The organism is Nonomuraea sp. ATR24 (assembly GCF_041950485.1).
GTDB lineage: Bacteria > Actinomycetota > Actinomycetes > Streptosporangiales > Streptosporangiaceae > Nonomuraea > Nonomuraea ceibae.
Genome location: NZ_JBGNUU010000012.1, coordinates 94471 through 112883, shown reverse-complemented (window position 1 = coordinate 112883; position 18413 = coordinate 94471). Strand labels below are relative to the sequence as shown.

The 18413-nt window shown below is 71.7% G+C and carries 18 protein-coding genes and 1 pseudogene; 11 read left to right on the top strand and 8 right to left on the bottom strand.

Going from position 1 to position 18413, the window contains the following annotated elements; translation table 11 throughout:
• Positions 1-18 precede the first annotated feature (18 nt).
• Positions 19-501, top strand: a complete 483-nt coding sequence (locus tag ACBI99_RS27230; protein WP_375073805.1) for an NUDIX hydrolase — start codon at positions 19-21, stop codon at positions 499-501.
• A gap of 7 nt (positions 502-508) precedes the next feature.
• Here the strand turns inward: ACBI99_RS27230 and ACBI99_RS27225 are convergent, their stop codons facing one another.
• Positions 509-1771 carry an MFS transporter gene (locus tag ACBI99_RS27225; protein WP_375073804.1) on the bottom strand — a complete coding sequence of 421 codons (1263 nt, stop codon included), beginning with the start codon at positions 1769-1771 and terminating at the stop codon, positions 509-511.
• The gene (locus ACBI99_RS27220) at positions 1752-2366 is read right to left on the bottom strand and encodes a disulfide bond formation protein DsbA (protein ID WP_219508084.1); all 615 of its coding nucleotides are present in this window, start codon (positions 2364-2366) and stop codon (positions 1752-1754) included. Before ACBI99_RS27220 ends, ACBI99_RS27225 begins: the two co-directional genes overlap by 20 nt.
• 40 nt (positions 2367-2406) lie before the next feature.
• On the opposite strand from ACBI99_RS27220, the gene ACBI99_RS27215 reads away from it, so the two are divergent.
• The 4 genes from ACBI99_RS27215 to ACBI99_RS27200 all read left to right on the top strand — a co-directional run bounded on the left by ACBI99_RS27215 (position 2407) and on the right by ACBI99_RS27200 (position 7747).
• Positions 2407-2895 carry a MarR family winged helix-turn-helix transcriptional regulator gene (locus tag ACBI99_RS27215; RefSeq protein ID WP_375073803.1) on the top strand — a complete coding sequence of 163 codons (489 nt, stop codon included), beginning with the start codon at positions 2407-2409 and terminating at the stop codon, positions 2893-2895.
• A 128-nt stretch (positions 2896-3023) separates the two neighbouring features.
• The gene (locus ACBI99_RS27210; protein ID WP_281427120.1) at positions 3024-3146 is read left to right on the top strand and encodes a hypothetical protein; all 123 of its coding nucleotides are present in this window, start codon (positions 3024-3026) and stop codon (positions 3144-3146) included.
• Positions 3147-3208: 62 nt separating this feature from the next.
• Positions 3209-6325 carry a S41 family peptidase gene (locus tag ACBI99_RS27205; protein WP_219508082.1) on the top strand — a complete coding sequence of 1039 codons (3117 nt, stop codon included), beginning with the start codon at positions 3209-3211 and terminating at the stop codon, positions 6323-6325.
• Between the two features lie 186 nt (positions 6326-6511).
• On the top strand, positions 6512-7747 hold the full coding sequence (locus ACBI99_RS27200; protein ID WP_246645465.1) for a glycosyltransferase family 4 protein: 1236 nt from the start codon (positions 6512-6514) through the stop codon (positions 7745-7747).
• A gap of 465 nt (positions 7748-8212) precedes the next feature.
• Here ACBI99_RS27200 and crcB read toward each other — a convergent pair whose 3' ends face one another.
• Together crcB and ACBI99_RS27190 are read right to left on the bottom strand one after the other, a co-directional pair.
• Positions 8213-8572, bottom strand: a complete 360-nt coding sequence (gene crcB / locus ACBI99_RS27195; protein WP_219508080.1) for a fluoride efflux transporter CrcB — start codon at positions 8570-8572, stop codon at positions 8213-8215.
• Complete coding sequence (locus tag ACBI99_RS27190) at positions 8569-9012, bottom strand: CrcB family protein (RefSeq protein ID WP_219508079.1); 444 nt, start codon at positions 9010-9012, stop codon at positions 8569-8571. The genes crcB and ACBI99_RS27190 overlap by 4 nt, the downstream gene beginning before the upstream one ends.
• 83 nt (positions 9013-9095) lie before the next feature.
• Here ACBI99_RS27190 and ACBI99_RS27185 point away from each other — a divergent pair, with 83 nt between their 5' ends.
• Positions 9096-9812, top strand: a complete 717-nt coding sequence (locus ACBI99_RS27185; protein ID WP_375073802.1) for an HNH endonuclease family protein — start codon at positions 9096-9098, stop codon at positions 9810-9812.
• On the opposite strand, the gene ACBI99_RS27180 is transcribed toward ACBI99_RS27185, so the two are convergent.
• Positions 9795-10646: a GDSL-type esterase/lipase family protein gene (locus tag ACBI99_RS27180; protein WP_364178927.1), complete on the bottom strand. Its 852-nt coding sequence runs from the start codon at positions 10644-10646 to the stop codon at positions 9795-9797. The two genes, ACBI99_RS27185 and ACBI99_RS27180, sit on opposite strands and share 18 nt — an antisense overlap.
• A 194-nt stretch (positions 10647-10840) precedes the next feature.
• On the opposite strand from ACBI99_RS27180, the gene ACBI99_RS27175 reads away from it, so the two are divergent.
• The 5 genes and pseudogenes from ACBI99_RS27175 (at position 10841) to ACBI99_RS27155 (ending at position 15611) form a co-directional block, all read left to right on the top strand.
• The gene (locus ACBI99_RS27175) at positions 10841-12073 is read left to right on the top strand and encodes an isochorismate synthase (protein WP_364178929.1); all 1233 of its coding nucleotides are present in this window, start codon (positions 10841-10843) and stop codon (positions 12071-12073) included.
• A gap of 136 nt (positions 12074-12209) precedes the next feature.
• Positions 12210-14554 (top strand): annotated as a pseudogene (locus ACBI99_RS27170) (Tn3 family transposase); the annotation flags it as partial.
• 145 nt (positions 14555-14699) lie between these two features.
• Positions 14700-15245 carry a hypothetical protein gene (locus ACBI99_RS27165; protein ID WP_375073801.1) on the top strand — a complete coding sequence of 182 codons (546 nt, stop codon included), beginning with the start codon at positions 14700-14702 and terminating at the stop codon, positions 15243-15245.
• The gene (locus ACBI99_RS27160) at positions 15242-15427 is read left to right on the top strand and encodes a hypothetical protein (RefSeq protein ID WP_375073800.1); all 186 of its coding nucleotides are present in this window, start codon (positions 15242-15244) and stop codon (positions 15425-15427) included. Before ACBI99_RS27165 ends, ACBI99_RS27160 begins: the two co-directional genes overlap by 4 nt.
• A gap of 16 nt (positions 15428-15443) precedes the next feature.
• Positions 15444-15611: a hypothetical protein gene (locus tag ACBI99_RS27155; RefSeq protein ID WP_375073799.1), complete on the top strand. Its 168-nt coding sequence runs from the start codon at positions 15444-15446 to the stop codon at positions 15609-15611.
• A gap of 15 nt (positions 15612-15626) precedes the next feature.
• On the opposite strand, the gene ACBI99_RS27150 is transcribed toward ACBI99_RS27155, so the two are convergent.
• From ACBI99_RS27150 to ACBI99_RS27140, 3 genes are all read right to left on the bottom strand, one after another.
• Entirely contained in the window at positions 15627-16235 is a 609-nt protein-coding gene (locus tag ACBI99_RS27150) for a hypothetical protein (protein WP_375073798.1), read from the bottom strand.
• A 102-nt stretch (positions 16236-16337) separates the two neighbouring features.
• Positions 16338-17453 carry a hypothetical protein gene (locus tag ACBI99_RS27145; RefSeq protein ID WP_375073797.1) on the bottom strand — a complete coding sequence of 372 codons (1116 nt, stop codon included), beginning with the start codon at positions 17451-17453 and terminating at the stop codon, positions 16338-16340.
• Between the two features lie 275 nt (positions 17454-17728).
• Positions 17729-18370, bottom strand: coding sequence for an IMPACT family protein (locus ACBI99_RS27140; RefSeq protein WP_375073796.1), 642 nt, complete (start codon positions 18368-18370; stop codon positions 17729-17731).
• Between the last annotated feature and the right edge of the window lie 43 nt (positions 18371-18413).

The following is an 18413-nucleotide window of genomic DNA, read 5'->3' as shown; positions in this document are numbered from 1 at the left end:
CCCGGCGAAGATCAGTACGTGGAGGTGGGGGGCATCAGCTTCCGGTTGGCGGCGTACGCCGTGTGTGTCGAGGACGGGCGGGTGCTGCTCGCCCGGCACGTGCCGCCCGAGGGCGGGTCCGCGTGGACGCTGCCCGGCGGGCGGGTCGAGCACGGGGAGGACCCGTTCGACGCGGTGATCCGCGAGGTCGCCGAGGAGACCGGCTGCGACGCGGTGGCCGAGCGGCTGCTGGGCGTGGACTCCCGGGTGATCCCCGCCGCCGAGGCCCGCGCGGGCGTCGAGCACCACAACGTCGGCGTCTTCTACCGGGTCCGGATCACGGGCGGGCGGCTGCGGCCCGAGCCCGGCGGCGAGATCGCCGAGTCGGTCTGGACCCCGGTGGCCGACGTCGTGGGTCTGCGCCGGTCGTCGCTGGTCGACGTGGGCCTCGCGCTGGCCCTGACCGTGCCGCCGACCGGCCACGTCGCCCCCGTCCCGGTCGGCGGGCTGGTCCAGCACTGACCGGCTGTCAGGCCGGGACCTGTTCGGGAGCCGGGCGGGGGTCCGGGTCGAGGGCGTCACGAGGGCTGACGGCGTGGGCCGGGAGGCCGCGTTCGGCGTACAGGAGGATGGCCGCGCCGGACAGGACCGTCACCGCGAGCACGGCCCACAGCAGCCACGGGCCGGCCTCCAGCAGAAACCCGAGCAGCAGGGGCGCGACGGTCCGGCACAGCGACCAGGAGAGCTGGTAGACCGACAGGTACCGGCCGCGCAGGTGCGCGGGGGCGGCCTGGACCGACAGGCTCTGCGCGGGCGCGGAGTGGACGAGCTCCCCGGCGGTGTAGACGGCCGCGACCGCCAGCACGGCGACGATCGCGTACGTGCCGGCCGCGACCTGCGGGAGGACGGCGAAGGCGGCGAAGGAGATCGCGAAGACGAGCGCGCCGAGCGCGGCTCCCCGGGTGCGCCGGCCGCGCAGGGCCAGGCGGGCGGCCGGGACGCCGAGCAGCGCGACGAGCGCGGTGTTGACCGCGAACACGACCCCGGCCAGCGCGCCCGGGAGGCCGGCGTCGCGGGTGAGGAAGATCGGCAGGGCGATGGCCTGGGCGGTGTAGCCGAAGGCGATGAGGAAGTTCGCGGCGGTGAGCAGCAGGTAGGGCCGGTCGGCGAGGACGCGGCGGTAGCCCTCCCCCGCCTCCCCGGGACGCCTGACGCCCCGGCGGGCGGCCGGGATGCGGGTGACCAGCACCGCGGCGACGGCGAAGACGGCGGCCAGGGCGACGGTGGCGGCGGTGTACCCGGCGTCGCCGTTGACGGCGAGCAGGCCCGCCGCGGCCAGGCTGCCGAAGCCCATGCCGCCGTTGCGCAGGCTGCGGTCCCAGGCGAGCAGCCGGTCGCGTTCGGCGCCTTCGGCGAGCTCGCCGATGAGCGCGTGCTGGCCGGGCGAGGAGGCCCACATGCCGACGGCGACGACCAGCGCGACCGCCAGGAACGCCGGGTAGCCGCCGGCGAACGGGTAGGCGGCGAACCCGGCGGCCCGCAGGACCAGCGCGCCGATCACCACGCGCCGGGCGCCGGCCCGGTCGATGAGGACGCCCACGACCGGCATGAACGCCAGCGCGCACAGCCCGGCGACGGTCAGCCCGGCGCCGATCGCGGTCAGCGACAGGCCGGTGAGCGAGTGGATGAACAGCAGGGTGAGCGGCACGTAGATGCCGTCGCCTATCGACCCGGCCAGGCTCGCGGCGATGAGCCTGCGCGGCGCGCCGCGCTCAGGCGAGGTCGAGCGCACCGCGTCCCCGCTTGAGCTCGGCGAAGGCGCGCAGGCCGGCCAGGGTCCGTACGGCGTCGAACAGCCGGGCGGCCGTCTCGCCCGTGGGGGCGGCGGTGAGGACGGGGCCGAAGAACGCGGCGCCGTCCACGGTGACGACGGGCGTGCCGGCCTCCTCGCCGACGGCGTCCTGGGCGGCCTGGTGACTGGCGCGCAGGGCGGCGTCGAACCGGTCGCCGGTGGCGGCGCCGGCCAGCGACGCGGGCAGGCCCAGCTCGTCGAGGGCGGCGGCGATGACCGCGGGGTAGTCCTTGTCGCCCGCGCGGTGGATGCGCTCGCCGAGCGCGGTGTAGAGGTCGCGCAGGATCGCGGTGCCGTGCCCGGCCTCGGCGGCGGCGCACACGCGGGCGGGCCCCCAGGCGCGGTCGTTGAACTCCCGGTACCAGGGTTCGAGCTCGCGGTGCTCGTTGAGCACGGACAGGCTCATGATCCGGAAGGTCAGGTCGATCGGCCGGAGGCGTTCGACCTCCAGGAGCCAGCGGGAGGTGACCCAGGCGAAGGGGCAGGCGGGGTCGAAGTAGCAGACGACGGGCACGACGGCCGAAGAATCTTCCATGGAAGACATTTTATCTTCCACGGAAGCTATAATGGAAGCCATGCAGCCAGACGCCATCGCCGCCATGGTCGAGCAGTGGAAACGCGAACGGCCGGACCTCGACACCGCCCCGATGCTCGTCATCGGCCGCCTCTTCCGGCTCACCGACGCGCTCGACCAGCGCCTGCGGCCGCCCTTCGCCGCCGCCGGGCTGGGCAACGGCGACTTCGACATGCTCGCCGCGCTCCGGCGCGCCGGCGAGCCCTACACGCTGTCGGCGGGCGAGCTCAGCCGCACGGTCCTGGTCACCACCGGCGCGATCACCAAGCGGGTCGACCGGCTGGAGGCGCGCGGCCTGGTCAGCCGGAGCGTGGCCGAGGGCGACTCGCGCGGCCGGCTGATCACGCTCACCGCCGAGGGCGTGGCGCTGACCGGCGAGCTCATGGCCGCCCACCTGGACAACCAGCGCAGGCTCCTGGCCGGGCTCACCCCGGACGAGCGCGACCGGCTCGCCGCCCTCCTCGAACGGCTCGCCGCCACCCTGGACTGATCGCCGGTGGGCGATAGCCGCCTGAAAGGGTGTCGAAATAGTGGTATGTCGGATTATGGCGATAGATGGGTAGTAACGCCATTGGTTGCGCCAATCCGGCGCTCCTGTCCGTACAGGGGGGAAACACCATGGCTGACACGAAGAAGAAACCCAGCGCGAAGTCCGGCAAGGGCAAGAAGCAGGCGATCAAGGCGAATCGCCAGGCCAAGGAGACGAAGAAGGAAGCCACCACGCGCCCCGAAGAGGCGTGACGCGGTGACGTGATCAGGCAGCCGGGGTTCCGGCTGCCTGATCGGCTGTTGGGGAGGGCCTCATGTCCGGATATCTGCGCTTCCCCGCGGTGCTGCGGGACGTCGTGGTGTTCGCCGCCGAGGACGACCTGTGGATGGTGTCGGCCGAGGGCGGCCGGGCGTTCCGGCTGACGGCGGGCGTGGCCGAGGCCGGGTATCCGCGCATCTCGCCGCGCGGCGACCAGGTCGCGTTCGTGGGGCGGGAGGAGGGGCCCGAGGAGGTGTACGTGCTGCCGACCGGCGGCGGGGCGGCGCGGCGGGTGACGTTCCACGGGGCGCGCTGCACGGTGACCGGGTGGGATCCCGAGGGGCGCATCCTGTACGCCAGCGACCAGGGGCAGCCGTTCGAGGGGCGCAAGTGGCTGCACCGGGTGGAGCCGGGCGGGGTGCCGGAGAGGCTGCCGTACGGTCCGGCGAACTCGATCGCCCACGGACCGGGCGGCATGATCGTGCTGGGCCGGAACACGGCCGATCCGGCGCGGTGGAAGCGCTACCGGGGCGGCACGGTGGGCGACCTGTGGATCGACCGCGAGGGCGACGGCGAGTTCCGGCGGCTCATCCGGCTGCCGGGCAACCTGGCCTCGCCCTGCTGGAGCGGCGAGCGGGTGTGCTTCCTGTCCGACCACGAGGGCGTCGGCAACGTCTACTCGTGCACGCCCGGCGGCGACGACCTGCGCAAGCACACCCACCACGACGGCTACTACGCGCGCAACCTGTCGAGCGACGGGCACCGGCTCGTCTACCACGCGGGCGCCGACCTGTACCTGCTGGACCCGGGCGAGGAGCCGCGCCGGCTGCGGGTGTCGCTGGCCAGCACGCGCACGCAGCGCAACCGCCGCTTCGTCGACGCCGCCGACTACCTCGACCACGCCACGCTCAGCCCCGACGGCAGCGCGCTGGCCGTCACCGCGCGCGGCAAGGCGTACGGGATGGCGGGCTGGGAGGGGCCGGTGCGGCAATACGGGGAGCCGGACGGGGTCCGCTACCGGTTCCTCACCTGGCTGAACGACGGCAGCCGCCTGATCGCCGCGGCCAGCGGTGACGGCGACGAGGAGGAGCTGGTCGTCCTGCACGGCAGCGACCGGACGGGCGGCGGGGGCGCGCGGCCGGTGGCGCGGCTGGGGCGGATCACCGCGCTGGCTCCCGACCCGGCCCATGACCGGGTGGCCGTCACCAACCACCGGCACGAGCTGTACCTGGTGGACCTGGCGGCGGGCCGTACCGTGCTGGTGGAGGCCAACCCGCACGGCGCGCCCGAGGATCCGGCGTGGTCGCACGACGGCGAGTGGCTCGCGTACGCCGGGCCGCTCAACGCGCAGACCACCGCGATCAAGCTGTACCACCCCGGCACGGCCCGCACGGTGACGGCCACCGAGCCGCTGCTGCGCGACTCGCGGCCGAGCTTCGACCCCGAGGGCCGCTACCTGTACTTCATCGGCCAGCGGGTCTTCTCCCCCGCCTACGACCAGCTCCAGTTCGACCTGTGCTTCCCGCTGGGCACCCGCCCGTACGCGGTGGCGCTGCGCGCGGACGCGGCCGACCCGTTCGTGCCGGAGCCGAGGCCGCTGCACGCCAAGGACGACGAGGACGCCGAGCCGGAGCCGGTGCGGGTCGACGAGGACGGGCTGGCGCGGCGCGTCACCGCGTTCCCGCTGCCGGAGGGCCGCTACGAGCGGGTGGCCGGGCTCAAGGGCAAGGCGCTCGTGCTCGCCGGCCCGCTCCAGGGCGACAGCACGCTGCTGCTGTACGACTTCGCCAAGGGAGAGGCCGAGACGTTCGCCGAGGGGGTGGCGGACTTCGAGCTGGGCCGCGACCACCGCACGCTGCTCTACCGCACGACGGGCGAGCGGCTGCGGGTGGTGAAGGCGGGCGAGCAGCCGGGCGACGACGACACGCCGGGGCGCGAGAGCGGCTGGATCGACCTGTCGCGGATCAGGGTGTCGGTGTGCCCGGAGGCGGAGTGGCGGCAGATGTTCCGCGAGGCGTGGCGGCTGCAGCGCGAGCACTTCTGGACCGAGGACATGGCGGGCGTCGACTGGCCGGCCGTGTACGACCGCTACCGGCCGCTGGTGGAGCGGGTGACGACCCGGGGCGAGTTCTCCGACCTGCTGTGGGAGCTGCACGGCGAGCTGGCCACCAGCCACGCCTACGAGAGCGGCGGCGAGTACCGGCCCGGACCCGACTACAGCCAGGGCAAGCTGGGCGTCGACTGGGAGCACCATGACGGCGTCTACCACATCCGCGCGATCGTCACCGGCGACCCGTGGGACCCGCGCGCGACCTCGCCGCTGAACCGGCTCGGCCTGGACGTGCGGCCCGGCGACGCGGTGCTGGCGATCAACGGGGCGCCGATCGGCGCGGCGGCCACCCCGAACGAGCGGCTGGTGAACCAGGCCGGGGAGGAGGTGGAGCTGACGCTGCGGCGCGGCGAGCGGGTGTTCGCGGTGACGGTGCGGGCGATCGCCGACGAGCGGCCGGCCCGCTACCGCGACTGGGTGAACCTCAACCGGGCGCGCTGCCACCAGCGTTCCGGCGGCCGGATCGGCTACCTGCACGTGCCGGACATGGGGCGGGCCGGGTTCGCCGAGTTCCACCGGGGGTTCCTGGCCGAGTACGACCGGCACGCGCTGATCGTGGACGTGCGCTTCAACGGCGGCGGGAACGTGTCGGCGCTGCTGCTGGAGAAGCTGGCCCGGCGCCGCCTGGGCTACGACTACCCGCGCTGGGGCGACCCCGAGCCGTACCCGCCGGAGTCGCCGCGCGGCCCGCTGGTGGCGATCACGAACGAGTGGGCGGGCTCCGACGGCGACATCTTCAGCCACACCTTCAAGCTGCTCGGGCTCGGCCCGCTGGTGGGCAAGCGGACGTGGGGCGGGGTGATCGGCATCTGGCCGCGGCACACGCTGGCCGACGGGACGGTGACGACGCAGCCGGAGTTCTCCTTCGCCTTCGACGACGTGGGCTGGCAGGTGGAGAACTACGGCACCGACCCGGACATCGAGGTGGACATCACCCCGCAGGACTACGCGGCGGGCGTGGACCGGCAGCTGGAGAAGGCGATCGAAGTGGCGCTCGACCTGCTGGAGAAGGGGCCGGTGCACACTCCTGATCCATCGCATAGACCGCGGATGCAACCTTAATACCCCCTATGGCGTCTAAAGATCATAGAAGTGGATAGCGCCACGGGGATGGACGGTGCAGACCACTCGCTCGACACGCTGCCGGTGGTGAGATCCGCTCTCGCCGCCGGCCTCGCGTTTGACCGTATTGTCGGCTGATCGGGGGTTCTACAGGTGCGCGGACTGGCGCGTAAAGGCAAATCGGCGATGGCCCGCCTGTATCGGGGCTACAACCAGCGCAAGGCACGGCATGCGCCACCGCCGTCCACCCGGCGCATCAGGATCCTCCTGCTGCACGCCAACGGGATGGGCGGCACCATCAAGACCGTGTTCAACCTGGCGGGCTACCTGGCCGAACGGCACGAGGTGGAGATCGTCAGCATCCTGCGCGAGGCCGAGGAGCCGTTCTTCCCCATCGACCCGCGGGTGCGTTTAACGTATCTGGACGACCGGCTGAACCCCGGGCCCGACCCGGTGCGCACGCTGCTGTCGAAGCGGCCCAGCAAGCTCATCCCCGAGGAGGAGAGCGCCTACCACCGCTTCAACCTCTGGACCGACCTCAAGCTCGCGCGCTTCATCCGCTCCCTCGACAGCGGCGTGCTGATGGCCACCCGGCCGGGCCTGAACCTGGCCGTCGCCCAGCTCGCGCTGCCCAGCGTGATCACGATCGGCCAGGAGCACGTGGCGCTGCGCACCCAGCCCGAATCGGTGCAGAAGCTCATCAAGTGGCGCTACCGGCGGCTGGACGCGCTCGTCTCGCTGACCAAGGCCGACCAGCGCGACTACCGCGAGGCCCTGCCCAAGGGCCCCAAGCTCGCCCGCATCCCGAACGGCGTGCCGCCGATGGCCGGCGACCTGGCCAAGCTGGACGCCAAGGTGGCGATCGCGATCGGCCGGATGACCCGCATCAAGGGCTTCCACCGGCTCATCACCGCCTGGGAGCAGGTGGCCGAGGCGCATCCCGACTGGCAGCTGCGCATCCTGGGCGCCGGCCCGCAGGAGCCCAAGCTGCGCGAGCAGATCGCCGAGGCGGGACTGGAGGGCAAGGTCGTGCTGCCCGGCCCCACCGCCGACGTCGGCGCGGAGCTGGAGAAGGCGTCGATCTACGTGATGAGCTCGCGGCACGAGGGCTTCTCGATGACGCTCCTGGAGGCGATGACCAAGGGCCTGGCGATCGTCAGCTTCAACAGCCCGCACGGGCCGAAGGAGATGCTGACCGACGAGGTCGACGCGGTCATGGTCAAGCCGCGCACCAACGCCAACCTGGCCGCCGCCATCAACCGGGTGATCGAGGACGAGCCGCTGCGCCGCCGCCTGGCCGCCGGCGGGCTGGAGACGGTCCGGGCCTACGACATCGACGCGGTCGGGCAGCAGTGGGACGCGCTGCTGGACGACCTGCTGGCGCGCCGCGAACGGGCCGCGCTCAAAGCCCGGAACCGGTGAGCTCCACCGGCTCGGCGTGCCGGTGAGCCGGGGATCACCTCGACCACCCGCAGCGCGCTGTCCTGCCCGGTGCTCCGGCGCAGCGGCTCCGGCAGCGGGGCGGGCGAGGTGACCAGGCCGAGGAAGGCCCGGCGGACGCGCCCGTCCCGGACGAGGGCGGCGATGATGGCGCGGGTGGTCGCGTTGACCGGGACGGCAGGAACCCGTCGGCCGTGAACACCACCGCCGACCCGCTCCCCCGCCCCGGCCGATGACGACTCCCCCGTCGATACACATCCGTTAGAAAAGCCCCCGTATCAAAAGCGGGGCGGCGTGCTCTAAAGGGCGTGGGCGCGGGCACGGGGGCCCCGCGCCCGGTCGCCCCCTGTCACGGATCACCGCCGTGGCAGGGGAAGTGCGCCCTGGTCGGGCCGGGCACGACGGGGATCGTGGCGAGCGTCGTGCCCGGCCACGCCGGGCGCGGGCCTACAGCACGGCGTGGGCCAGGGCCGCTCCGCCGGCGGCGGCCAGGAGACCGGCGGCGACACTGGCCAGCACGTTGGCGGCGGCCTTGCGGCTCGCGCCCTCCTCGGCCAGCCGCACGGTCTCGTACCCGAGCGTGGAGTACGTGGTGAGTGCCCCGCAGAAGCCGGTGGCGGCGAACGCGGTCCAGGCGGGGCCGGCGGGCAGGGCGGTGAGGAAGCCGAGCACGGCGGATCCGGCGACGTTGACGGCGAGCGTCCCCCAGGGGAACGTGCCGCCGTGACGGGACTGGACGGCCCGGTCGGCGAGGTAGCGCAGCGGCGCCCCGACGGCGGCGCCGAGCACGACGAGCAGGACCGTCACGAGGCCGCCCACCGGGTCAGGCGCATCCCGGCCCACACCGCCGCGAGGGCGGCGGCCAGGGTGCCCGCCAGGTAGAGGACGCCGACCAGCGGGGCGCCGTCGGCGACGACCCGGCGCGCCTCCACGACGTAGGTGGAGAACGTGGTGAAGCCGCCGAGCACCCCGACGCCGAGGAACGGCCGGACCAGCCGGTGCGCGCGGCGTACCTCGGTGATGGTCACCATGAGGACGCCGATCAGCGCGCAGCCCGAGACGTTCACCAGGAACGTCGCCCACGGGAAGGCGCCGGGCGCGGCGGGGAGCAGGGTCTGCGCGCCGTGGCGGGCAAGGGCGCCGAGCGCGCCTCCGGCGGCGATGGCGGCGAGCACCGCCCAGCCCACCTCGGCGCGCTGGCCGGGCACCCGCAGGTCCACATCCGGATCAATCGGCCGTTCGGCCACACATTCCTCCCTGAACGGTCACCGTGTCAGATCAGCCGGGCCCGGGAACCTCTCTAGAGAAGCCGATCACCACGGAGGCGTGCTTGAGCACGAAGGACGCCGTCGCCATCCTCGCAGGGGCCATTCTCGTCGCCGCGGCCGTCAACGGCGCCGGGTCGGCCCCGCCGGCGACCGCCACGAGCCCGCTGGGCAACGTCAGCGGCACCCGGCCCGGCCTGGCGCCGATCACCTCCGCCGGGGACAGGGCGGCCGCCCGGCGCGTGATCGAGCGGGTCCGCGTCGCGGCGCGCGGCTCCAGCTCCGGCTACCGCCGCACCCGTTACGGCGGCAACTGGGCCGACACCGCCTCCGGTGTCCCCTACGCGCGCAACGGCTGCCGCACCCGCGACGACCTGCTGGCCCGCGACGGCCACAATATCCGCTACCGCGCGGGCTCCGACTGCGAGGTCGTCGCCATGGACCTCGTCGACCCCTACACCGGCCAGCGCATCGACTGGAGCAAGCGCGACGCCGACGAGGTGCAGGTGGACCATGTGGTCCCGCTCGCCTACGGCTGGCGGATGGGCGCGCGGCGCTGGCCGATGGGCAAGCGGGTGGCCTTCGCCCAGGACCCGCTCAACCTGCTGCCGGTCAAGGGCAGCGCGAACGAGGCCAAGGACGCCTCCGGCCCGGCGAGCTGGCTGCCGCCCCGGCGGCAGGTGCGCTGCGCGTACGTGACGCGGTTCGCGCAGGTGGCCGTCAAGTACGACCTGCCGGTGACGCGGGCCGACAAGGCGGCGATGCTACGGCAGTGTCGTTGACGCCGGGTCCAGCCAGTCGAAGCCGCGCGTGAACGTGCGCTCGGCCAGCGCCCGCTGGCCGGTGGCGTTCGGGTGGAAGTAGTCCCACTTGCTCAGGTGGCCGATCGTGAACGGGTAGGAGAAGACCGCGCCGCCGTCGGTCCGGCACGAGGGCCCCATCAGCGCGCACGCCCGCGCGGCCTCGCGGTTGTAGGCGATGACGCGCTCGCGCACGCGGGCCCGCCGGTCGGCGTCGGCCTTCTTGGCGGAGGCGGGGCGGGCCAGCATCGTCTGGCAGATCCGCCCGACGGTCCAGAACGTGCGCGCCAGCGGGTTGTCCTTGCCGACCTGCCAGAGCCTGCGCAGGTCGGGGATGCTCGCGAGGAACACCCGCGCCTGCGGCACGCCGGCCCGAAGCGCGGCCAGGGCGGCGTCGATGCGGCTTCGGTAGACGGAGACGGAGGTCATCTCCCGCTCGGTGCGCTTGCAGGCGTCCTGGGCGCCGATGAGCACGGTGACGTAGTCGGCCTTGGCCTCGATCGCCTGGCGCACCTGGCCCATCAGGTCCGCGCTGGTCGAGCCGGGCACGGCGAAGTTGCGGTTGTGCCCCTTGAGGCCGGGGCCGAGGCGCAGCAGCCGGGTGTAGTGGCTGTCGACGGCGGCGTGGTCGCCGGCCGACCAGGATCGGGAGGCGCAGGAGACGTACCAGCCGCAGCTGTTGAAGCCCGACGAGATGGAGTCGCCGAGCGCCGCCATCACGTGGGGCACCGGCTCCGCCGCGGCGGCGGCGTGCACGGGGCCGGAGGCGGCCAGGACGGCGAGGGCGGCCACGGCGGGCCCCAGGCGACCGATCATGCGGCCAAGGTAGAGAGCAGGTCACGGGCCCGTCCCGGCGTCGGGGTGAGGACTGCCGTGTCGGGACCGAGTTCATATCGCGGCTTGACGTGCGACGCCGGCTCTGGGTGCCCCTCTTTGCGGGTTGTGGCCGTAACGACGCATTCACGGGGGTCCGAGTCGAACGTGTTCAGTTCCCGCATAGAGTGTGTCGAGTGAGTGTCGCGCTCGGAACAACCCGCCCGCTACCGGTTCGCACCACCCCTGTCCGCGACCCCGGTAACCTGCTGGCGTCCCTCCCCAGGACCGCCCCGTACGCCTGGGTGAGGCACGGCGAAGGGCTCGTCGGCTGGGGCGAGGCCGCCCGTGCCGAGGTGCCGCCCGGCCCCGGCCGGTTCACCTGGGCGCGCCGCTGGCTGTCGGCCGTCTTCGCCGGCGCCACCGTCGACGACGCGGTGCGGACGCCGGGCAGCGGCCCGGTCGCCTTCGGCACCTTCACCTTCGACGAGAACGCGCCGGGCTCCACGCTGGTCGTGCCGCAGGCGGTCCTGGCCCGCAAGGGCGGGCAGGCGTGGCTGACGACGATCGGCGACGACCCGCCGCTGGAGACGTTCACGCCGCTGGCCGACCCGGGCCGCATCAGCTACGGCGACGGCAGCCTGACCGCCCCCGAATGGGAGCACGTGGTGGCGCGGGCGGCGCGGCGCATCCGCGACGGCGAGCTGGAGAAGGTGGTGCTGGCCCGCGACCTGCTGGCGACCGCCGAGCACCCGATCGACGTGCGGCTGCTGCTGATCCGGCTGGCCCGCCGCTACCCGGAGTGCTACACGTTCTCGGTCGCGGGGCTGGTCGGGGCGACGCCGGAGCTGCTGATCCGGCGCACCGGGCAGGAGATCGAGTCGCTGGTGCTGGCGGGCACGACGCCGCGCGGCACCGGACCGGCCGACGACCTGGCGCGCGGAAGGGCGCTGCTGGCCTCGGCCAAGGACCGGCACGAGCACGAGTGCGCGATCGCCTCGGTCCGCCAGACGCTGGCGCCGCTGTGCTCGTCGCTGCGCACGCCCGACGAGCCGGAGCTGATGGTGCTGCCGAACGTGCAGCACCTGGCCAGCCACGTGAGCGGGCGACTGGCCGACGGGGCGTCGGTGCTCGACGTGGTCGCCGCGATGCATCCGACGGCGGCGGTCGGCGGCACCCCGACGCGCACCGCGATCCGGGTGATCCGCGAGCTCGAGGGCATGGACCGGGCCGGTTACGCGGGCCCGGTGGGCTGGATCGACGCCCACGGAGACGGCGAGTGGGGCATCGCGCTGCGCTCGGGCATCGTGGAGGGCCGCCAGGCCAGGCTGTTCGCGGGCGGCGGCATCATGGGCGACTCCGACCCGGCGGCCGAGCTGGCCGAGGCGCAGGCCAAGTTCCGCGTCATGCAGTACGCGCTGGAGGGCTAGCTCGGGGTCGAGGAACCGGCGGACAGCCGTTGGCGCTGAGAAGGATCAAGACACACTTAGGACCGAAAGATCCTCACTTGTAAGGCGTCAATCACTATGAGTTGATCGCGACTGATATGGCCCTACCGTGCGGGCTATGCCTGCGGGATTTCTGTCTGCCGAGCAGCGGGTTGCCTACGCCTCGCTCGTCGAGGTGCCGTCGCTGTCAGACCTGGAGAAGTTCTTCTTCCACGACAGCTTCGACCGGAATGTGATCGCGCAGTCGAGGGCCGATTCTCACCGACTGGGCGTCGCCGTCCAGATCGGGACCGTGCGGTACAAGGGGTTGTTCCTGGAGGATCCGCTGGCGGTGCCCTGGCCGGTCGTGGACTACCTGGCCCAGCAACTGGGGATCGGTGACGCGTCACAGGTCAAGAAGTACGCCGAGCGGCCCAAGACGACGCACGAGCACGCGTGGATGATCCGGGACACCTACGGTTACCACACCTTCGATGACACCAGCAGCTGGGACGAGCGGCAGCTGATGCGCCAGTTCCGGACCTTCCTGCACGGCCGGGGTGGACGCACGCCGAGGGGCCGGTAGCACCGTTCGAGCAGTCGGTGGCGTGGCTGCGGCGGCATCGGGTGCTGCTGCCGGGGGTGACCGTGCTGGAACGGCTGGTGGGCAGCGTGCGGGAACGGGCCGACATCCGCATGTACACCGTGGTGGCCAAGCAGGTGGCCCGCGCTGATGCGGGCCTGCCGGCCGCGTTGTCGGACCTGCTGGTGGTTCCGGAGGGATCGCGCATCTCAGAGTTGGAGAAGCTGCGGCAGGTGCCCAAGCGCACGTCAGGGACGGAGATGGTGCGGGCGCTGCAGCGGGTGGACAACCTGGCCGCCTTCGGGCTGGACCGGGTTGCGGTGTCGAAGGTTCCGGTGCGGCGGATGAAGACCCTGTCCAAGCACGGGGCGGGCAGCAAGGCACCGGCCCTGGACCGGCTGGTCGAGCCGCGCGCCGGACAGCGACGCTGCTGGCGGTCACCCGGAGCCTGGAGGCCCAGGCGATCGACGACGCCCTCGATCTGTTCGCACTGCTGATGGCCACCAGGCTGATCAGCCCGGCCCGCCGCAAATCCGCCGACGAACGCCTGCGAATGCTACCCGGCTGGAGCGGGCCTCCAAGCAGGTGGCCAAGGCCGGCCGCGTCCTGATCGACCAGCTCGACCTGATCGACCACGAGGGTGCCGACCTCGATGTGGCAGCGATGTGGACCGCGGTGGCCGAGATCGCCGGCACCAGTAAGGAACAGGTCCGCGCCGCGCTGGACGTGGTGGAGGACCTGGTCCCCGAGGGGGACGGCGCGACCGAGGCGGCGATACGCGCCGCGCTGGTGGAGAAGTACCACACCGTGCGCCCGTTCCTGCGGCTGCTGGGCGAGTCCAAGGCGCTGGCCGCGGCGCCGGGCGGGCGGCGGGTGCCGGCCGCGGTGCGCCAACTGCCGGAGTTGTCGCGACGGCAGGTCAGCAAGAAGCCGCTGCTGCCCAAGGAGATCGACGCCGCGCTGGTAACCGCGTCGTGGAAGCGGCCGGTGTATGCCAACCCGGACCTGCCGCAGGGCGCGGTGGATCGGGACGCGTACGTGGTGTGCGTGCTGGAGCACCTGCTGCGGGCCCTGACGATCAGGGATGTGTTCGCCTCGCCGTCGCTGCGCTGGGCCGACCCGCGCGCACATCTGCTGGCCGGGACGCAGTGGGAGGCAATCACCGAGGACGTGCTGGCCTCCCTGTCGCGCACCGACCCCGTCCAGAAGCATCTGAACGGCAAGATCATGGCCCTGGACGCGGCCTGGAAGCAGACGGCCGCCCGGCTGGAGGAGGCGGGCGAGGACGCGCTGGTCTCGGTGGTGACCCCAGCCGGCGGCGGTCGGGCCCGGCTGTCGGTGGAGAAACTCGGCGCGCTCGGCGAGAGCGAGTCGCTGGCCTGGCTACGGTCCGCCTGCCAGGCCATGCTGCCCCGCATCGACCTGCCGGAACTGCTGCTGGAGGTGCACGCCTGGACCGGGTTCCTGGACGCCTACGTGCACCTGGCCGACATCTCCACCCGAATGAACGACCTGCCGAGATCGCTGGTGGCACTGCTGATCAGCGAGGCGTGCAACGTCGGACTGACGCCGGTGCTCAAGGCTGGGGATGAGGCGCTGACCCGTGGCCGGCTCTCGCACGTGGATCAGAACTACGTGCGCGCGCCGAGACGCACGCCGCGGCCACCGCGATCCTGATCGAGCACCAGGGCAAGGTGCCGATCGTCGCGGCGTGGGGCGGCGGCTTGTTGGCGTCGGTGGACGGGCTGCGGTTCGTCGTCCCGGTCAAGACGATCAACGCCGGTCCCTCGCCTAAGTATTACGGTTACAAAAAGGATCTGACCTGGCTTAACGCAGTAAATGACCAGGTGGCGGGGATCGGGCAGATGGTGGTGTCGGGCACGCCCTGCGATTCCCTGTACACCGAGGCGCTCGGCATCCCGATCGGGACCGTGCGCTCACGCCTGCACCGCGCCCGCAAGCAGGCGCGCGCGGCCCTCGGCACCGGCTATCAGACGAGAGTGGACGCATGACGGATGAGTTCGGACAGTTCATGAAGGCCACTCGGTGATCACCGACGCGGCCAAGGAGGCGGCCCGCGGCACGCTGCAGCAGGCCATGCGCGAACCGGCCGCCCGCCGCCGGCCCCGGCGCGGTGGCGGCCGCGTCTGGCCTGGCGGCTGGCGCTGGCCGGCGGCGGTCGCGCTGGCCGTCAGCGTGAGCTCTCTCGTGGTACGCGGCGGCGAACAACCCGCCGTGATCCCGGTCGCCGGTGTACGAGATCTCGGCGCCAAGGCGGTGAGGAGCGCCGAGACCGACCCGTACAGGATCAGGCCATCACCGGGCCAGTGGCTCTACGTCAAGAACACGATCGCGCCGCTCCGCCAGGAGCCGGAGCCCGAGGTGGATCGCGACCAGCGGATCACCCTCGAGACCTGGCACAGCCTGGACGGCAAGCAGACCGCGCTGGACGACGGACGGGCCACGCTCGTCATCCATCCGGCCGGTCCCGGCATCACGAGCGCGGACCTGGCCGCCGCGCCGGTCACCCCCGAGCAGATGATCGCCAGGATCGACGCGGCCCCGCCTCGGAGTTCGACGAGGTCCACGTGACGCGACAGGAGCGGATCTTCCTGACGATCTCCGCGTCGCTGAGCGCCCAGCCGCTGATCGCCGATGTGCTGGCCGCGTTGTTCCGGGCGCTGCCTCTGATCGAGGGAGTCGTGGTCCAGCAGGACGCAGATCGACGCGGCGGGGCGGCACGGCGTCGCGTTCGTCTACACGGGTGCGCATGAGCGCTCCGAGATCATCGTGAGCGCGCAGGACCACCGGTTCCTGGGGACGTACGGCGAGACGGCCGCCGATCGGACCTTCGCCCTTCCCGGCGGCGCGACGCACAAGGTCAGGGCGGGCATCCCGGTGGCATGGACCGCGCACCTGACGGCCAGGGTCGTCGGCAGGCCGGGCGCCCACCCGTAGGGGGTCGATGCGACCTCAAATCGACGGATGGTCATAGACCCGGCCAGGGCTGTGAAACCACTCCTCGTCGATGAAGCGGCCCATCATACGCCCCACGATGGTGAGAAAAGCGTTGGCCAGCGGACCATCGCTTTCATCATCGCCATAGTTCCGCGCCAATCCATGAACGTATCGCTCGAAAACAGAGCCCGCCTGCAGCCGCCCATTCCAGAAGGGCTCGATCTCCTCTGAAACCTCCCCTCCCTTGGCATGGAAGTACAGCGGATAGAGGCCGTCGATCTCCTGAAGCCAGCTGACCTCAAGCGTTTGTCGATCGTCGGCGCTGAGTGGCAGGAGCGCCGCGCGCACCCCCAAGGGGCTGACCACGACCGACCAGCCGGAGTCGTGCCGGCCCAGCCACAGGCTGTTCTTCTCGTCCAGCGGAACGGATGGGTCGGTCATCGATCGCGCCTCCTCTCCCAGGGTCGCGTCACGCCGTGTCCGGGGATCGAGCCGAAGCAGGTCGGCGATCTCCTCAAGGTTGCTCCGTTCCACCCACAGAGCCCAGAAAGCGTCGGCGAACCCATGCGCCGCCAGCAGCTCATGTTGATCGTGTTCCGGCGTGATGTGCCTGATGTCAGCCATCCGGCCCTTCCTCTGTGAGTGGACAGCACTTCGGAGTGGGGCCGGACTGGCCGCCACCCCGAATGCCTATCAGACGATCATCCCGATCTTGTCACACGGAGATCAGGGGACTATCCAGACCCAGAACGGGGTCTTGGAGATCACCCGGTTGCGGGTGTAGAAGCTGCCCAGCGCGGCTCCATGACTCCCCCTTCCGGTGTTATGGGCCTTCCCGACAGCGAGGAGGGAGTAGTTCCCCTTGGCGTAGAACGCGCCTTGCAAGGTAGAGGCGAAGGGGTATTCGTCACACTGGATCTCACCGTTCGGGTCCAGTGCCTTCTTCAGGGGATCCACGAACCTCTCGGGGAAGTAGTACCTGCAGTAGTTGGAGTAGCTGGTCCCGCTGACCGTGAAGGACCTGAGGAATACGGGCCGGTTCTTCTTCTGGGTCTCGCCTGCCGGGCCCCTGACGAGAGGATCCCCTGCTTCCACGACGTCAGGGTCGGTACCGAAAGGCGCCGCCCAGTTCCCGGGGATGACCTTGGTCTTCTCTGAACCGAGAACACCCTTGACCGGAGGGTTCTGGGCTTCGTTGTTACGCAGTGGCGGAACCGTGAGTTTGTTGTCGGTGGTGCTGCCGTCCTGCTTCAGCGCCTTCTCGATGTGCTGGATGACCTGGAGGTAACTTGCATCCTTGCTCTTCGACATGATGAAGATCCGCTTCGCGAGGGGCAGGATGCAGGCGCCGGTGTGCACGCCGGCCGTAGGGGCTGCCGCGACCGCGGCCGTGCCTTCCCCTTCGGGATCCGCGTTGCTCACGCGGTACCAGTCGCAGCGGACATGCGGGGTGTAGGGCTTCTCGTTGGGATCGTTGCCGCTGGGGTCACCGCCGCCAGTGGTCTTGCCGAGAATCTGCCCCTTCTGGTCGTAGGCGACCTGGCTCCACAGGTACATCGGCCTGTACGTCCATTGGTCGTCCACATCGACCATGGTCGGGCGCAGCGTGCACTTGTCGGCCTTGTCGCCATCGGTGTCCTGCACGGTGAAGAGGAACTCGTCGTCGCCATCCGCCTTCCAGCCGGTGAGGCTCGCCTGGCGACTGGAACCGGACGTCATCCGACAGGTGGAGCCGCTGTCGGCGGTCGGCTTGACCTCCAGTTTCAGCAGCTCGTCGTCGTCTCCCGTGGTGACGTTGCCGAGCACGTTGTATGTCTTGACATTGCTGATCTTCGTCCACATCTTGATCTGCTGTGGCTGGAGACCGCTTGTGCCGCCGTTGACGACTCCAGGTAGTTGCAGGCAGCGGAGTCCTTCCGCTCCTTGTCGGTCAGTTCCTCCCAGGCCAAAGCAGCGGGTTCCTTCGTGGGCGAGCTGCTGGAGAGGTCTTGGCCAGGGCCAGGGCGTGCGGGTCATCGAGCGGGATCTGACGGCTCGTAAACGCTACTGCGATCAAGATCCTTCTCAGCGCCAACGGCTGTCCGGCGGTTCCTCACCCCCGTAGCTGTTCTGTTCTGTCAGCCGGTCTGTCCCGTGCGGTCCGGCACGTGGATGGCCGTGCCGGGGGTGACCCGGGCGCGGCCGGCCGTCAGCGTGGCCACCCAGTCGGTGAAGCCCGCCACCTCGTCCTCCCCGACGGCCACGGCGAACTCGACGCGGGAGCCGTAGGAGACGTCGCGGACCGGGTGGCGTGAGGCGCGCAGGTCGTTCTCGACGCGCCCGGCCTGGTCGTGCGCGACCGACACGCTCATCAGCCGGGCCGGCACCATGCGCGCCACCGCGTGCTCGGCCTCGGCGTGGTCGAGCGTCTCGGTCACGGCGGAGCCGTAGGCGCGCACGAGGCCGCCCGCGCCGAGCAGGATGCCGCCGAAGTAGCGGGTCACGACGGCGACCACGTGGTCGAAGCCGCGTCCGGTCAGGGCCTGCACCATCGGCGTGCCCGCGGTGCCGCCGGGCTCGCCGTCGTCGTCGCCCTTCTGCGCGCCGCCGACCGCGTAGGCGGTGCAGTTGTGGGTGGCCGAGGCGTGCAGGGCGCGCCGTTCGGCGATGAACGCGGCGGCTTCCTCGACCGTCGCGACCGGCGCCATCGCGCAGAGGAACCGCGAGCGGCGCGCTTCGGTCTCGTGCTCGACGCGGGTCTTCAGGGTGAGGTACGGCACCGGACAAATCTAGCGAGCGGCTTGCGCGCCGCGAACCGTATAC

What these genes read in the sequence shown, in the direction of transcription:
- ACBI99_RS27220 (WP_219508084.1), bottom strand. Translation starts at nt 2,366, where the DNA reads ATGGAAGATTCTTCGGCCGTCGTGCCCGTCGTCTGCTACTTCGACCCC.
- ACBI99_RS27215 (WP_375073803.1), top strand. Translation starts at nt 2,407, where the DNA reads ATGCAGCCAGACGCCATCGCCGCCATGGTCGAGCAGTGGAAACGCGAA.
- ACBI99_RS27210 (WP_281427120.1), top strand. Translation starts at nt 3,024, where the DNA reads ATGGCTGACACGAAGAAGAAACCCAGCGCGAAGTCCGGCAAGGGCAAG.
- ACBI99_RS27205 (WP_219508082.1), top strand. Translation starts at nt 3,209, where the DNA reads ATGTCCGGATATCTGCGCTTCCCCGCGGTGCTGCGGGACGTCGTGGTG.
- ACBI99_RS27200 (WP_246645465.1), top strand. Translation starts at nt 6,512, where the DNA reads ATGGCCCGCCTGTATCGGGGCTACAACCAGCGCAAGGCACGGCATGCG.
- ACBI99_RS27180 (WP_364178927.1), bottom strand. Translation starts at nt 10,646, where the DNA reads ATGATCGGTCGCCTGGGGCCCGCCGTGGCCGCCCTCGCCGTCCTGGCC.
- ACBI99_RS27150 (WP_375073798.1), bottom strand. Translation starts at nt 16,235, where the DNA reads ATGGCTGACATCAGGCACATCACGCCGGAACACGATCAACATGAGCTG.
- ACBI99_RS27145 (WP_375073797.1), bottom strand. Translation starts at nt 17,453, where the DNA reads ATGTGGACGAAGATCAGCAATGTCAAGACATACAACGTGCTCGGCAAC.